The sequence below is a fragment of the Pseudomonas syringae group sp. J248-6 genome, from assembly GCF_032586995.1.
GTDB lineage: Bacteria > Pseudomonadota > Gammaproteobacteria > Pseudomonadales > Pseudomonadaceae > Aquipseudomonas > Aquipseudomonas amygdali.
Window position 1 is genome coordinate 48,189 of the sequence record NZ_JAWHOP010000019.1, and the last position, 16,298, is coordinate 64,486.

Sequence of the window (16,298 nt, forward strand, 5' to 3'; positions counted from 1 at the left end):
CTAAAGACAGAACACGACCCTTTTGATTAACCTTCTTGAAACGATCAAGAAAGGTTCTCTTGCCACGGCCCTGGTCTCATGTGGACAACCCGGGCTTCGGTTTGCTTGCACTGCGCGATCAATTGAGCGCGCGCACTTCGATCTCTACGCGTCGATTCGGCTCAAGGCACTGAATCAACTGAGCCCTCGGCTGCTGCATATCGCATTTGACCAAGGGTTTCTCGCTGCCTTCGCCGACCGCGTCCACCAGCTCGGCGGGCACGCCCTTGCCGACCAGGTAAGTCTTGATGGTCTGCGCACGCTGCTTGGACACCTGCATGTTGCTTTGCGGGTCGCCCAGCTGGTCGGCGTGGCCTGCAATCACGATCTTGCCGATGTTCGGTGTGCTCAACAGCTTGCCGGCGATCGCACTCAACTGGTTTTGACCTTCGGTTTTCAGGCTCTGGAAGTCGGCACGACCAAAGGCAAAAAGGGTGTCCGATTCCAGCGTGATGGTTTCGATAGCCTTCAACGACTGCGTCAACAGGCTGTTGATGTAATTACGCGAACTGGATGTCAGGAATGCGTTGTCGAGAATTCTCGGCACGTCCAGTTCGTGAATCTGATCGCTGTAGAAGTTGATCTGGCGGCTGGCGTACTCGTAATCCTGATTGGAGCCTGCCTCGGCGTTCGCAGTGATGGTCTTGCCGGTCTGGCGCGCGATGGCCGGGTACCAGTAATCAGGCATCTTCGCTTTCAGGAAGGCCGGGTCAGCCTTCTCGCGCTGCGCTCGCGACAACATGACGTAAGTATCCAGCGTCGCCTTGCCGAAGGCCGCGATGGACTGCGCGCGGTTATCCGGCGGCAGTGCCTTGGGTTCGACGCTGTCGACTCCGGTGACCGGCATCAGGTCTTTGGCATTGCGCTGGTAGACCTTGATAGTGGTCAGCAGGTAAAGCGAGCGCGTCAGGTTGTCTGCGGTCGGCTTGAGCATCACCGTTTCCAGACGGTTGAAGTAGCGCGTGCGCAGCAACGGTTCGACGTCATAGCCCCGGTAAAGACCCAGGCGAAGGCGCAGCGGTACGCCTTCGTCGTGATGACGATCGTAGTAAAGCGAAGTCCAGAAGCGCATGCGATCCAGCGTTTGCCACTCGGTGTACTGACCGGTGGCTTTGCTGTCATCGGCTGCAGCCTGGGCGAGTTCGGTGGAAATGGACTGGATGTTGTCCTTGTTGTTCCAGTACGACCAGCCCCACAGGCTGCAGATCAACAGGGCAACAAGACTGGCACCGCCAATCCACGCAGCCTTGCGGCGACGCTCGCGATGGTTGGTGGTGTACAGCGCCACCAGATGCTGATCGGGAATGATCACCTTGCGGAACAGGCTGTTGATGAACAGCGGGTGCGGCTGCGCATTGCCGTCGACCAGGTTCTGCTCGCTTTCCAGCTGGAAGCGCTCGGTCACCTGACGGGTGTGTCCGCCCATCTCGGGCTGGTCGGCGTCCAGTGCGCTGGTGAAGTAGAAACCGCGCAGCATCTCGGCGCTCTGATACGGGTTGGCGCGCAGCAGGGCATCGACGAACATCAGCAGGCGCGGTTTCAAGGCTTCCAGCTCCAGCGGGAAGCGATACACCGCGGTGTCCTGACGCGTGATCTGGATGTCCTGAAGCACCAGCTGTTGGTTGGCGATCTCTTTCCAGTAATTGATCAGCTCGTCCATCGCCACACCGAAGCGCTGGCCCCAGTCAGCTTGCTCGAAGCCCTTGTGCGGGAAGGTCTTGCCCATCACTTCGCCACGCGCCACATCATCCAGCTGGCGGTAGAAGGGGACAAAGCCCGGTACCAGGTCACACTTGGTGAACACCAGATACACCGGCAGACGCACTTCCAGCAGCGCGTGGGTTTCCTGGATTCGCTCGCGCAGACGTTTGGCGATGCGCTCCTGATCCTCCACCGAGGATTGCAGAATGTCATGAATGCTGACCGTGACAATCAGGCCGTTTAGCGGTCTGCGCTGGCGATGCTGACGCAGCAATTGCAGAAAGGCGCGCCATTTGCCGGCTTCCTGCTGATCATTCATGTAGCGGCCAGCGGTATCCAGCAGCACGGCTTCCGAGCTGAAGAACCAGTCGCAATTGCGCGTGCCGCCCAGCCCGGCGACGCGTGCGCCTTCGCGCTCGGCGTAGGGGAAGTTGAGGCCCGACTGATACAGCATGGTGCTTTTGCCCGCTGCGGGCTGACCCACCACCAGATACCAGGGCAGGGCGTAAAGCGCGTCCTTGGCGTTGCTGCCGTTCGGCTTGTTGCTCTGCAACCGTTCGATGCTTTGCAGCAAGCGCTCACGCAGCAGGCTGACCTCTTCGCGATCCGCCGGGCTGGCGTTGAGCACGGCCTGATCGGCGTCATCACGCAGCAGACCCTCCAGGTTCTGATGCTGTGATACGCCCCGATACAGCAACAGCACATACGCCGCCGACAGCAGCAGGAACAGGCCTATTCCCGTCAGCAGGCTGTTCATCGAACTGAAGCCCAGGGCACGGCCGATGCTCCAGATGATGAAGATCGACAGAAAAAAGCAGACCCCGAGAACATAGGGCTGGTAGCGCAAAAAGTAGTATTTGATCTTGTTCATACGGACTTCAAATCCAGCACATCGACAAAGCGGTCGATAACGTCATAAAGAGGGCGGTCAATGTCTGGAAACACATGGCCTCGGTGGTGTTCGTCGAACGCGTCAAAGGGTGCCAGCACGTCATAGTTCTCCGAATGCTCGCCCACGCCCGTCACCACGCGGTACACGCCTGAGGTGTTGCGCGACGGGAAGCAGAACAGTCGGGGGCGCATGAAGTCGTCCGCCAGAATGCTGATTTGCGGCACTGCCTTGTTCGGGTCAATGCGTGTCAGCCAATTGACCCACAGATCTGCTGTCGGGTTCTTCAAGCCTCGCTCGGCAGGCAGTGGCAGCGAAATACCGATCGGTGCCCTGTACGACGGGCGACCCAGCGCTTGCAGTCGGGTGAGCACGGCATTGCTGATGAACTCGGGGTATGAGCTCTCCAGCGAAGTCGCAATGTCACGCAGGGTGAAGTTCACCAGAAACTTCTCATGCACACGCCGGAACAGTTCAAAGTCCTGTCCTTGCAACGGGCGCAAGGCCCTGATGCGTTCGAACAGCACTGAGGTGCCTTCGCCCTGTGCGGCCATGTGCAGCAGCGGTTTGATCTGCCCGGCGAACAGTTCGCTCAGGGTGAACGGGTTCACAAACAGCCCGGCGTCACTGGACTTCACCGTTTGAAAGATGAAGAACGGATAACGCCGAGCGCTTGAGTCCCTGGAACTGATCAAACCGCCCACCAGCCAGTTGCCGCTGCGTGCCCGGTAGCTGAAAAAGCACACCGGCAATCGATCGAACAGCGTGCGCCAGTCTTCGCGGTGCTGCATGTCGGCGAGAGCGCCCTGCAGCCATGCATCGAACTCGCAGACATCGTCGCTGGCGCCATGCAGGCTGACGAAATCTGCGCTCGCGGGCACTTTTCCGAAGCAGCCAATCATCGACCGCCCTCCAGATCGAGCATGTGCATCCTCACTTGGTCCGCCCATCTGTTGCGTTAAGCGCGCTCAGCGCCTTGACGTTCGCCAGGTCGGTCAGCTTCACGCCACCATAGTTGCGCACCACCAGACTGACCGGCCCCTTTGCCGTGTTCCAGCTGAAACGCTGCTGAATGCCGTCCAGGTCGGCGACCCGTGCGCTGTCGTTCATGCGCAGCAGGCCCCAGCGCCCGGTGTAGTCGAACACGGTGATGCGCTCGCCGGTCAGCGTGACCACATCCAGGCGTGCGCCCGGTGCTGTCGTGGTACCCGGCCATGAGAAGCGGCTCCAGCTGGTCTTGCCGTTGCGGTAATGCTGCTCCTGGCCATCCAGCGTGAAGATGATGTCAGTGAAGTAGGCCGACGGCTCCAGCATGATCTCGAAACCATTGTCGCGATCCGAGAGGCTGGCGATGACCTCGCCCAGCGAACTGGCCTTGTCAATGTTGCTGACCATTTTCGGATTGACCAGCGGCGCAGCCTTGGACCCGCTGCCCATACCCAGGCCTTCGCCATCGGACAGGTTGCCGATTTCGTTGCGCTTGAAGTTCGGTAGCAGGCCGGATTCCGGGTCGACGAAACGCTGCAGGTCTTTCACCGAGGCCTCGTTGCGGCTGTCCGCAGCAATCGGGTACCGGTGAGCCATGACCTGTTCCCAAGGCTTGGCGACCTGTTTGGCCCAGGCTTTGGCGATCTGTTCGCCAGCCGGATCACGCAGCGTTTCCCAGGCGAACTGAATCGGCAGGCTGAACAGGCTTTGCAGCGAAGTGGAAAGCCCGCCCTGGCTGGTATCGACCGTGGTTTCAACGTAGTTACGCACGTTAGTGACTTCGCTCGGCTGCCCTTCAAGGGTTTCGCTGATCAACTGCTTGCTGCTCTTGCCGACATCCTGCGAGCGCTGGATGTTGTTCATCCGCACTTTGAGTTTACGCAGCGCTGCCAGGTAGCGATCCATGATGGTGCTGTCAGCGCCTTCGGCATTCTGCGCTGCGAAAACCCTTGATACAGGTTCGAAGCGTTTGGCCAGACTGCCGTCATCCACCGCAGGCAATGGCGAGATCAGTACGCTGGCCGCAGCTTCCTTGTTGTCGAAGATACCGCTGACCTTGCCCCAGAAGCCATCGTCGCGTTTGACTCCGGTCTGTTGCGCTTCGCGAGGTGCAGGCACGTCCCATTGCGTGTTGTCGTTGACGGCAGACAGCAGCAGTTTGACCGGCGAATTGCGTACGTCGCTGAGCAATGACAACTGCTGTGTGGCGTTGGCCATGTCGCTGAAGCGGCGCACACCGACGCTGTCGATCATGGTGTACCAGACCTGCGTGTAATCGCGCTTGTAACGGGCCATGAATTCACGGACGAAGTTGGCTTTCTGCACCACGCTGTCGCCGCCTTCGCCATCCAGAACCCAGTCCGACTCGTTACGCAGGTTGCCGGACACCAGCTTGATCAGCTCGGGTTTCACGAACTCTTCCCAGCCCTGACGGGTGAAAATCGCAGGTACAGCCTCCGAACCGTAGAGCAACTGGCGACCCGGCATAGGTACCAGATCATTCAGGCCGATTGCCGGGAACTGACGGCTGGATTCCAGTTGCAGGCGCAGGTATTCACGGTCCACCAGCGAGCTGGAGATCATGAAAAACTTCAGGCTCTTGCGGGTCTCGTCGATCAGTTGCTCATTGCGTGGCATGGCCGGCGCGTCACCATTCTTGAGCAGCTGTACGTAGACCGGCGAGTTGTCCTCGATGACGTCGTCGCTGATCGGATTGGTCTCGCTGGAAATGCCCGTCCAGGCCACCGGCAACGCTGCGTTGACGAACTCGGTTTCCGGATGCGTGGTCGGCTGAGTCAGTATCAGATAGAGCTTGAGGGCGTTGTATGACTCGATGATGGACGCCACTTGCCGTTCATCGAGTCGCCCGAGCATCTCTTCCGACAACGACAAGCCGCCTGTTGTGGCTGAAAGCTCGGCAGCATCGTTGGCAGTGGCCGGGTTGCGTAGCGCGGCAATCGCTTCGCTGCGCGTCTGGCTGGCTGTGCCTCTTGCTGCGCCGGTCAGTCGATTGGCAACCTCGCCGGTGCTGCGCGGGATGCTGCTCAGGCTGGTCGGACGGCCCGCAGCGACGTTGCGCGCGCCGCGGTCCAGCAGTTTCTGACCTTGAGCGCGTACCTTGCCCGTTTTGGTTTCCGACCCTGCGGGTGTAGCCCCGAAGCCATACTGCGGGTCCATGGTTTTGGCGAACTCGTTGAATTCACGCATCTGCAATTGCAGTTTCAGCGTGATCGGTTCCAGCGCCTGGGTACGCAGTTGCTGCAGGTAGGCAGTCTGGGTGGCGAAGTAGATATCGTCGCCACGGTACAGGCCGCCACTGAGCTGAAGAGGCACGCCCTTGGTGCGGTATTTCTCGATGGCAGCCAGCTGGTTGCGCAGCAATTCCAGGCCTTGGCCGGAGGCGAGGCGCTGGGCACGGTCCGGGGACTGTTCCAGTTCGGTCAACTGTTGGCTGATCGCGGCCAGCCACTCGCGGTTTTTCTGGAACGACAGGGCCTGCCAGCCGATGAAGGCCAGCCCGGCGAACAGCGCCAGAGCGATGACAATCGGCCCCAGTGATTTGTCGCGGCCATGACGTGACTGGTACAGGGTCAGGTCACGGTCAGGGAAAATGACGCGGCGGAAGGTATCGGTGATGAAGTAACTGCGATCACTGATTTTCCGTTGTTCGCCCTCTTCCAGCGCATCGGGTGCGGTCGCTGGCCGCAAGACGAACGACTCTGAAAGCTCGTCTTCATACACCGGTGTCAGCTGCTTGTCGGTTTGCAGGGCACTGGTGAAATACAGGCCGCGCAGCAACAACTGGGTACCGTTGACGTTACTGCGCGCGAAATGCTGCAGAAACTGTTCGAGTATCGCCGACAGCTCGGCAAAGTAGTTGGGGAAGTTGAGCAGGGCGCTGTTGGCGTCGGCACCCAGCGCGATCATCTGTGCATCGACGTGACGGCTGACATGCGCCTGCAGGTTCGCCAGTTTGCGATCGAGCACCGAACGCAGGCTTTCTGTGGTGATCTCTGTCAGACCGAACGTCATGCCCAGCGGCTGCTGGCGCTCATGCAGGTCCATACCGTCGAAAGCCTGGTTGAAGCCGGGCAGTTGGTCGGTCTTGGTCAGCATCAGATAAATAGGCGGGTTGGCGTCCAGGCAATCGGTATATTCCTCGATGCGCGTTACCAGGCGCGCACCCATCTCGTTGCGCTCGGCGGCAGAGGCGGCCAATAGCTCTGGCAGGCTGACCACCAGCACCAGACCATTGACGGCGGCCTTGCTGCGCTGCTTTTTGAGCATACGCAGGAACGCAGCGAATTCGCTGGCAGACTGATCGTCACGCAGGTAGCGACCCGCGGTGTCGATCATCACGGCTTCAGGGCTGAAGTACCAATCGCAGTGCTGGGTGCCGCTTTCCGTGTCATTGGCGCTACTGGCAATGCTGGCCGACAGGCCGGAACGGGTCAGCAACGAGGTCTTGCCTGCCGCCGACATGCCGATGACCAGATACCAGGGCAGATCGTAGAGCGCCGAGGAGCCGCCACCGCCTGCCGAGCGATCGGTGCGCAGCATGGCAATGGCATGCTTGAGGCGGTCGCGCAGCACTTGCTGATCACGGAACTCACCGGTGGATTTCAGCGAGCGGTCAACTTCGATCTGAACCAGATTTTCGAGGTTGTGTTCGGTACGAATCCGTCGGTATTGGCGCAGTACGATCAACAGCAGATAGAAGGCGCTGATGATCGCCATCGCTTCGAGCGTATAGCCTTGCAGCCAACTGATCCTGGGGGCGAAAAACCAGCAGACAGCCAGGCTGATCAGCCACAGTATCGGGACCAGGAACCAGAAACTTTTTAACAGGCGCAGTAATGTCTTCATGTCTTCCTGACTCGGTTACCTGATCGGGACTCAAGCATTGAACAGTTGGCTGATTTGTTCGGCCAACGCGGCCACGTCTTTGCCCAGCAACCAGTCAAGCGTCAGATAGACACCCAGGCACACGAGGGCGATGAGCACCAGGTAAAGCCATACCGGAACTTCATGGCGAAGCATCTGCGACACCTGGTCAGGCAATGCCCAGTCAGGCGACAGCGCCTTTGGCGTCTTGCGGTAGCGTGCGATGTCCTGGCCCAGCGTGTTGGCCAGATAGCGCAACTGGTCTTTCTGGCCGAGGCCGAACTTGCCTTCGAAACCCAGCGCCAGGCACAGGTGATACACCTCAAGCACATCCAGGTTCTTTTTCACGTCGGCGCGCAGCAGTTCGATTTTCTCGAAGAAGCCTTCGCCCGCCAGGTGAACGCCGAAATAACGGAACTGCAGCGGCTCCATTTCGAAGTGGCGACGCATATCGTTGTCGCCCGAACGCAGCACGCTCTCATCAAGGAATGCGCACAGTGCGTACTGCGCGTCTTTCACCTGGTCGACACTGTAATTGGCGCTGCGCGCCTGACGCTCCAGGTTGGCGAAAAAAGTATCGACGCTGGCCTCGAATGCTGTGACCGAGATCGCCTGGCGGCCGCGACGGACAATCAGCGCCATGGTGATGAAGTCACGTACCAGGTCTTTGAGCGTAGGTTTTTCGGTTGCAGCCGCAGCGGCACCTTGCATCACGGCTTCAGTCATTTAAGCACCGCCAACAGTTCAAGCTTGAGATTGGTAAACGCGCTGGGCGCGTAGAAGGAAATGGCCTGGGCTTCCATCATGCGTTCGTACACCCGGCCATGTGGCTCGATGGAGAAGTAATGGTTGTCCAGGCGCACCGGAATGGCGTTTGGCAGGCGTGTCGAGTGGTTCAGGGTGACGCCCGGCATGGCGCTGTTGACGACCACCTCGATGTCTTCCGGCGAGCCGACCTTGAACGCACGCGGCACAAGTTCCAGCAGGCTGGAGCCGGGCATGTCGGCATGCACTGAAATATAGAAATCCGCTTCGGTAAGGCGTGGGTCGAGCAATTGGCCCTGCCAGTACGAAGGCCGGACCTGGCTCAGATTGATGACGATGCACTGGTTCGGAATCACGTTCTCAAGCAGCAGACGAACCAGTTCGTCGAGCTTCACCAGCGAGGCCGCCGGGTCCTGATGATCGTAATCGGGGATGTCAGTGAGCTGGGTGTCCAGCGAGAACGTCAGCAAACCGCCCGCCAGTTCCGCGAGAAACAGATACAGGCGCTCCGGGTGCAGGCGTGGGTGCGCCAGCAGGTGGGCCAGTTGCGGGTAGGCACGGTTGACCGTATTCAGCAGCCAGAACAACGTAACGTCGCTGGAACCGAACTCGGCAATCTGGTCGGCACGTTCGCGGCGGCGGCCAGAAAGTGCCTTGCTCTTGGCTTGCAGCACGCTGATCAGGCGTCTGCCAAGGCCAACCAGCGTCTCGTGGGTGCCCACGTGCAACGTAGGGTGCACAAAATGCGCATCCAGGTTGAAGCCGCCGATGCTGTTGCGTGCCAGTCGGGCAATCGGGCAATAGCTGTAGCCATCCAGAGTGTCGCCATCGACCAGCATCACGACGTTCAGACGCAGGCTGGTGATTTCGTTTTCCAGATCGCCTTCGTTGAGGTCCGGCAGGGTGTCGAACTGTTTGCGAAAGCGCCGGGCGCTCTTCTGTTCCTGGCCATCTTCAACGTAGTTCAGGCCAAAGGGCTCGGGCAGCTTGAGCGCCGCATAGACCTTGATTTCTCCGCCTTTGGTCAGGTTTTTCAGGTCGCGGGCGGCGGGCAGCGGGTCATGCTGTGGCGCGTCGTAAAGGCTGCCGTCAGGGAACACCAGCTTCAGGCGCTTCAGCTGCAACGAGCCTGTGGCCAATGCCTCGACGTCGACTTCCAGCGTTTGCACGCCCCAATGGAAAGGCGTGGAACGCAGTGTCGACTCAGCAAGCTGATGCTGGTGAAACTCATCCTGATATTGGAAATGTTGTGGCAAAAGGAACATGCCTTCCGACCACATCACGCGGCTTTGTTTACTCATTTGGCGCCTTCCAACAGAGAATTGAATTGTGAGTCCGCTGCCTTTTTCGCAGCACTGCCGGCCGAGTCCTGAACCTGCTGGACAGCGGCGTCCTGCACTCGCTCGGTAATACCTTTGCCGGCGGGTTGTTCGGGCATCGAATTGGATTTGGCGAACTGCTCTTCAGTCTTGAGCTTGTTCAACACATCCACGCCACGAACGGCGAGGATGTAGTTGTTGTCCACCAGCACGCGCACACCGTCGGACGAGAACCAGATACCGTCCTTGCGCAGCGTGTTGGCGTCGAACGCGACCTTCCAGCGGCTGTTTTCGTCGGTCCGGAAGAACGCCGCGATGCCCACATACGAGGCATTCGGGTTCAGCGGCCATTGATCGGTTTGCCCTATGCCTGGCAACAGAATCAGCTCCTTGCTATCAACCAGTGTGTTGCCCAGAGCCTTTTGCGGATCATCCCAGAGGCTGTCGGCGTTGATCGACTCGAAGCGCTCCAGAGAGGCCAGTTGATAAACGCGCACCACCACCGAGAGCGGTTTGCCGTATTCATCGGGGTTGAGCTGATTACCGCCGTCAGTCGTCAGGATGACTTTTTCGTTGTCACCAAACATCATGTCGCCAGCCCAGGTGTCATCCATGCGCTTGGCGACACGGTCCGTCACGCCACAGGCGGACAGAGCCAGCATCATTGCCAGAACAGCCAGGCACCTTGCCAAGGCTGGCTTCGAGGAACAATTGCCTTGAAGTCTTTTATTCATCACGTCTTACCTATGGGGTGATCGATCAGGTCAGTGTGTAAGCGAAGTCGCCATCGCTGCCCAGATCGATGGTCAGGCTCTGAATCGGCTTGTCCTGCGCCATCCGCTCCAGCACTCGCTGGGCGAGTTCCGGCATGAGGGTCTTGGACAGGATGTTGTCGATGTTGCGTGCGCCGCTGTCGACTTCCGTGCAACGCGAAGCGATGGCCTTGATCAGCGCTTCGTCGTAACGCAGTACCGCCTGGTGATTGCGCTCGAAACGCTTGCGGATGCGCTCCAGTTTCAGGCCGACGATGCGTTCCAGAATCGCGTCTTGAACCGGGTAGTACGGCACGATGGTCAAGCGACCGAGGAACGCCGGTTTGAACACCTGATTCAGCTCGTCGCGCAGGCCTTCCACGATGTCATCGGGGGTCGGCTTCTGCTCGGTGTTCAGGCACCACTGCATGATGCGATCAGTACCGGTGTTGGAGGTGAGAATGATCACCGTATTGCGGAAGTTGATCTCGCGACCTTCGCCATCGTCCAGCACGCCTTTGTCGAAGACCTGGAAAAACAGCTCAAGCACGTCCGGGTGGGCTTTCTCCACCTCGTCGAGCAGCACCACGCTGTAAGGCTTGCGGCGCACGGCTTCGGTCAGCACGCCACCTTCGCCGTAACCGACGTAGCCCGGCGGAGAGCCTTTGAGGCTGGAGACGGTGTGGGCTTCCTGGTATTCGGACATGTTGATGGTGATGACGTTACGCTCGCCGCCATACAGCGTGTCAGCCAGCGCCAGCGCAGTTTCGGTCTTGCCGACACCGCTCGGGCCGAGCAGCAGGAACACCCCGATTGGCTTGTTCGGGTCTTCCATGCGTGCGCGGGAAATCTTGATGCGCTTGCCGATCTCTTCAAGCGCATGATCCTGACCCAGCACGCGTTCACCCAACAGCGCTGGCAGGCTTTGTACGGTGTCTATTTCGTCGCGCAGCATCTTGCCCAGCGGGATACCGGTCCAGCCGGAAATCACTTCACCGATGGTGCCGCCGTCTACCAGTGCATGGACCAGCGGTTGCTCGCCCTGCACGCTGGCCAGTTCGGCACGCACTGCAGCGATCTGCTCAGCATCAGGCGCGCCGTCTTCCGGAACGCTGAGTGCGCCAAGTTTTTCGACCAGCTCCAGCTCGCGTTTCCACTGTTGTTCCAGTGACTCGCGGGTTTCCTGTTCGGCTTTCAGCTCTTCGTGCAGGGCCTTCAAACGGCGAGCGTGGTCGCTGCCCTTGGCGGTTTCCTGCTCCAGCACGGTGATTTCTGCATTCAGGTTGTCGATGTGGCGCTTACAGTCTTCCAGCGCGCCTGGCTGTGCCGATTGGCCCAGTGCGACGCGTGCGCAAGCAGTGTCGAGCACGCTGACGGCTTTGTCCGGCAGTTGGCGGCCGGTGATGTAGCGGTTGGACAGGCGTACGGCCTGCACCAGTGCTTCGTCCATCACCGTAACCTTGTGGTGCTCCTGCATCTTCGCCAGCAGCCCGCGAAGCATGTGGATGGCCTTGTCTTCGTCAGGCTCTTCGACTTTCACGACCTGGAAGCGACGGGCCAACGCTGCGTCTTTTTCGAAATACTTTTTGTATTCTGCCCATGTGGTGGCGGCGATGGTGCGCAGCTCGCCACGCGCCAAGGCAGGCTTGAGCAGGTTCGCTGCGTCGTTCTGCCCGGCCTGGCCACCCGAGCCGATCAGCGTGTGGGCTTCGTCAATGAACAGGATGATCGGGTGCAGGCTGCGCTTGGTTTCTTCGATGACCGACTTGAGGCGGTTTTCGAACTCGCCTTTGACCCCTGCACCGGCCTGCAACAGGCCCAGATCCAGGGTGTGAATGGCGACGCCCTTGAGCACCGAAGGCACGTCGCCCTGCACGATGCGCAGCGCCAGACCTTCAACCACGGCTGTTTTACCCACACCCGCTTCACCGGTCAGGATCGGGTTGTTCTGACGGCGGCGGGTCAGGATGTCGACCATCTGCCGCACTTCGAACTCGCGCCCCAGCACCGGGTCGATACGACCATCGCGGGCGCTCTGGGTCAGGTTGACCGTGTATTGGTCCAGGGCAGGGGTCTTGCCGTTGCCCTTGGTGGTTGCGCCCGTGCTGGCGTCGGCGTTGGCCAGCGGCTTGCTCAGTTTGGTCTCTGGGCTGCCTTCGACCAGCGCGCTCATGTTCAGGCGCAGGTCGTCAGCGTTGATCTTCTCCAGCTCCGGTGCAGAACCGATGACCACGCGGCGCAGGGCATCGTCATCCAGCAAGGCCTGAATCAGGTGCCCGGTGCGGATCTGCGACTGACCGAACTCGATCGACGCCAGCACCCAGGCCTGCTCGATCATGCGCGTGATGTGCGGCGAGAGCGCAGGCGTCCGTGTGTTGCCTTTCTTGAACGTCCCCAGCGCGGTGACCAGCTGTGCTTGCAGGCGATCAGGCACTACGTCGTAGTGGCGCAGGATCACTGGCAGGTCGTTATCGTTGTTGTCGAGCAATTGCAGCAGCAAGTGCTCGACTTCAACGTCGTAGTGGTTCTCCGACAGGCACAGCGCAGCAGCGCTTTCAGTGGCAGTGCGGCTCGTTTCGTTCAGCTTGGCGAACAGGGACTTCAGGTTCACAGGGAGACCCCATCAAAAGGAATATGGAAAACAGCGCAACGGGAGGGCTCCACGTCGACACCGGGGCGTTTGAGCCAGCCAAGCCAGCCCAGCGATACATTGCCTTGGCGACCCAGGCGGGCCACGGGTACAGCTTCGCGCTTGAGCTTCGGCGCAATCTGGAAGTCCAGTTCGGCGCCGATGTAAAAACGCACCAGTTCAACAAGCTTCTGGTAATCCTCGGTGCCCGGCTGAAAGCGCTGGTAGTCAGCCAGTTCCAGAGGCCCCATTTCGATACGCACGCACGACTGGTAATCCCAGACGCGATTGCCAGCCACGGCGCTTTGCCCCAGCACGGCGTTCTTGCGGCCCAGCTGCGTGCACTGGCTGCTGTCGAGCTTCAGCCAGCGCCCGGCGAACTGCTGGATCTTGAACGGCAGCGAGAAATAAAAACTCAGCATGACTTCAAGGTTCAGGGCGTTGCGCGGCTTCTGGGCGAACATCCCCGAGAAGTAGCTGAACAGTTCGCGACGCAATGGCGACTCGCCCTTGTCGAACTTTTGCTTCAAGGCTTCGGGGCCGAAACCCACCAGGTTGAGCAAATAACGATCAAAGTTCGACGTGCCGTTACGCTCGTACTCGATGTAAAACTTGTACTTCTGCCACGCCTCGTAAAACAGCGTGGTCATGCGATGCGAAAAAATATCCAGAAACGCATGCGCAGCGTCGTCTCGGTACTGAATATGCCGATCGATGAGCAGCTCGGTGTACGGGCTCGGCAGCACGCCTGAAGGGCCGACCAGGCCCATGAACGTGACCTGCACCTCGGACAGCGGCAAACCGGCCGCCGAGAGCTTGCCTTCGCGTTCGAACTGCAGGTCGCTGACTTCACTGGCCGGAAAGTTCAGCGACAGCTGCGAACGAAAGCGCAGAGGGTCCTCATGCGGCCTGGTTTCCAGGTCCATGCGCCCATTCCTGCTGTAATGCAGGCGAAGCAAACGCACCAACTGAAAAAATTCGAATCGGTGCGGCTCAGCCCTTGCCTGGTCAATCAGACCAGGGGTTGATCGCCTGTTCGCGGGGGCCATTGGACCACTCTCTTTTCGCGCTGCACGGTGCGAAGGGTTAATTGGGTAAAGCTGTTCATCGAGCAGTACTGACCAAAGAAGTGGTCCAGCACCATGCCGAACAGGAACACGCCGCTGCCGGTGTACTGGCTTTCATCGAATTTCAGCGTGATGCCGACGCCGCGTACAAAGTTGGGGCGCGGATGCCCGATGCGCGCCACAACCGGTTCGCTGGTCACCGATACGATCCCGTTGATCTGTTTGCGAATCGCCGACACGTTGCGGTAGTTGTAAAGCGACAGCAGTTCCAGCAGCACTTCGCGACCCTTCGAAACCAGCGACATGTGGTTCAGCGACAGGTGCGAGATGAGCCGCCAGATCACGCCGTTGCCCAGCGGCACGCGCACCGTCGCCGTCGGTTTGCGCAGGCAGCGGATATCCTTGATCACCGAATTGGAGGGAATGTTGAAGTCCCCGCGCTCGCCGCCAAAAGGCAGCATCAGTGGTAAATCGCGATTGCTGCACGTCAGGCGGATACTGAGTGTGTCGTTGTTGGAATCAATCAATTCCAGATCCCGATCCACGACGCGGATGAACATGTTCGAGCCATCGCTTTGTCGGCTCTGCGTCGGACGTCGCCGGGCTATCCAGAAACTCTGACCGGGGCCTTGATCACCGCGTGGTTCAAAGAACGGATGGCAGGTGCCGACCTGATCGTTGCCGTTGATCTTCTTCACCCGGCGTACGCGATCGATCGAGACCACTTCGGCAGAGCTTTGCAGGCGCACATCCGGCGTTACCGCATATTCATGCTGAACGTGAGTCAGCTTGATCGGCTCGGCCTGCTGGCGGAACAGGTTGATGATGGGCGTGCAGTTGAGCTTGAAATTGTTACGGCCGATGTTCTGGGTCAGGCGTGCCAGACGATCCGTCAGGTCGTAATCGGAAAAGTAGAAATTGATTTCCACTTTGGCGATCTCTTTGCCAGCCAGAATACGGGCAAAGCCTGACAGGTCGAAGAACATGAACTTGTCAGGGAAGGTGAAGTATTCGTGCAGCAAGCGGTAACCCAGAAACGAACGTTCCGAGTAATCCACCAGCCCTTCATCCAGACCATAGCCGACAGACTTCAGGGCGTCGGCGGGCAGTACCACTTCACGAATGCGCCCTTCGTCTTCGAACGACAGGGTCGCTTTGGCCAGGTTGTTGAACAGCAGCTCATACAGTTGATGCATAAGCGTGCTTTCGCCATCAAGGAAAAAGCGCAGTCGGTCCAGCTCCATCTTGCCGAACAGGACGTCGGAGGTCGCACCCAGGCCGATGCGCAAGCGTGCAATCAGGTCTGCACTGTGGCCGTTGAACGCCGAACGCTCCATTTCAATGAACGAAGCACTTTGCACTGCCACTGGCCACAGTTCGACCGGGTAGCACGTACGAAACTTGCACACTATTCCGTCTATCGGTGTGGCATGCAGCTCGGTGTGCCGGGCTACGCGATAGGATTCGGTGACCTTTTCCTGCTTGCCCATGTTGAACTCGACGATGGACACCGAAGGGGTAGGACGCAGGTAGTGCGGGTACAGCACCTCCAGAAACGACTCGACGATTTCAGGAAACTCATCGTCGAGTTTCTTGTGTACGCGCGCCGACAGGAACGAGAACGCCTCGATCAGGCGCTCGGTATGCGGGTCTTCGCAGTTGTCGCCCTCAATCAGTAATCGCGAAGCGATCTTCGGATATTGAGCGGCAAATTCCTGGCCCAGAAAGCGCAGGTGCGAGAGTTCCTTCTCGTAATAGGGCAGCAGATCGTCGAGCATCAGTTGAGGTTCTGCACTTTGTATTCCTGAGTGTTGACCTGCAGCACGGCGTCAAAGGAAACCTGACGCGAAATGTCCTGCAGACGCAGTACTGCGTCCACACGAAAAGTCAGCATGCGCTGGCCGGTCTGTTGTGCAAGCAACTGGACTTTCACGCTGCGGAAACGTCGGTCACCGACAGTAATTGCCTTCTCCAGCTGGCGCTGAATCAAAAGACGGTCCTGTGGGTCGAGCACGCTTCTACTGGTGAAGTCGGGCATACCGTAATCGAGGATGGTGCCGCTCAGATTGGCGAAACCCTCCAGCTCGTTAGCGACCAGAGACTGGCGAGTGTTCACCAGAATCTCCAGGTCACGAACGATGCTGGCCTTGTAATCGGCCAGCGAACTCAACCGTTGCGATGACGATTCCACGGACTGATGCGGACGATCGTCGAGCAACCGATCCAGCAATGAAGGCAACAGCTTGTGTTGACTACTCATGTTGC

10 protein-coding genes are annotated in these 16,298 nt (G+C 59.2%); all 10 read right to left on the reverse strand.

Translation table 11 applies throughout. The features are described from left to right. Positions 1–118: 118 nt before the first annotated feature. Genes tssM through tssE form a run of 10 tightly spaced genes read right to left on the reverse strand, consistent with a single transcriptional unit; the run spans position 119 to position 16,293 of the window. A complete protein-coding gene (tssM, locus tag RYC17_RS21110; RefSeq protein ID WP_316904372.1) occupies positions 119–2,611 on the reverse strand; it encodes a type VI secretion system membrane subunit TssM in 2,493 nt (830 codons plus the stop codon). Next, positions 2,608–3,531: a type VI secretion system-associated protein TagF gene (gene tagF / locus RYC17_RS21115; RefSeq protein WP_057401783.1), complete on the reverse strand. Its 924-nt coding sequence runs from the start codon at positions 3,529–3,531 to the stop codon at positions 2,608–2,610. Before tagF ends, tssM begins: the two co-directional genes overlap by 4 nt. A gap of 31 nt (positions 3,532–3,562) precedes the next feature. Next, positions 3,563–7,483, reverse strand: coding sequence for a type VI secretion protein IcmF/TssM N-terminal domain-containing protein (locus tag RYC17_RS21120; RefSeq protein WP_057401782.1), 3,921 nt, complete (start codon positions 7,481–7,483; stop codon positions 3,563–3,565). Between the two features lie 30 nt (positions 7,484–7,513). Continuing rightward, positions 7,514–8,227: a type IVB secretion system protein IcmH/DotU gene (gene icmH / locus RYC17_RS21125; protein WP_044321978.1), complete on the reverse strand. Its 714-nt coding sequence runs from the start codon at positions 8,225–8,227 to the stop codon at positions 7,514–7,516. Beyond that, positions 8,224–9,567: a type VI secretion system baseplate subunit TssK gene (tssK, locus tag RYC17_RS21130; protein ID WP_057401781.1), complete on the reverse strand. Its 1,344-nt coding sequence runs from the start codon at positions 9,565–9,567 to the stop codon at positions 8,224–8,226. Before tssK ends, icmH begins: the two co-directional genes overlap by 4 nt. Next, on the reverse strand, positions 9,564–10,319 hold the full coding sequence (gene tssJ / locus RYC17_RS21135; protein WP_080396181.1) for a type VI secretion system lipoprotein TssJ: 756 nt from the start codon (positions 10,317–10,319) through the stop codon (positions 9,564–9,566). The genes tssK and tssJ overlap by 4 nt, the downstream gene beginning before the upstream one ends. Before the next feature lie 25 nt (positions 10,320–10,344). Beyond that, positions 10,345–12,948 (reverse strand): type VI secretion system ATPase TssH, encoded by a 2,604-nt coding sequence (gene tssH, locus RYC17_RS21140; RefSeq protein ID WP_057454584.1) that lies wholly within the window; start codon positions 12,946–12,948, stop codon positions 10,345–10,347. Next, complete coding sequence (gene tssG, locus RYC17_RS21145; RefSeq protein ID WP_058400023.1) at positions 12,945–14,015, reverse strand: type VI secretion system baseplate subunit TssG; 1,071 nt, start codon at positions 14,013–14,015, stop codon at positions 12,945–12,947. The genes tssH and tssG overlap by 4 nt, the downstream gene beginning before the upstream one ends. Then, complete coding sequence (tssF, locus tag RYC17_RS21150; protein ID WP_316904377.1) at positions 13,979–15,811, reverse strand: type VI secretion system baseplate subunit TssF; 1,833 nt, start codon at positions 15,809–15,811, stop codon at positions 13,979–13,981. Before tssF ends, tssG begins: the two co-directional genes overlap by 37 nt. Then, positions 15,811–16,293 carry a type VI secretion system baseplate subunit TssE gene (gene tssE, locus RYC17_RS21155; protein ID WP_058400024.1) on the reverse strand — a complete coding sequence of 161 codons (483 nt, stop codon included), beginning with the start codon at positions 16,291–16,293 and terminating at the stop codon, positions 15,811–15,813. The genes tssF and tssE overlap by 1 nt, the downstream gene beginning before the upstream one ends. Positions 16,294–16,298: the final 5 nt, after the last annotated feature.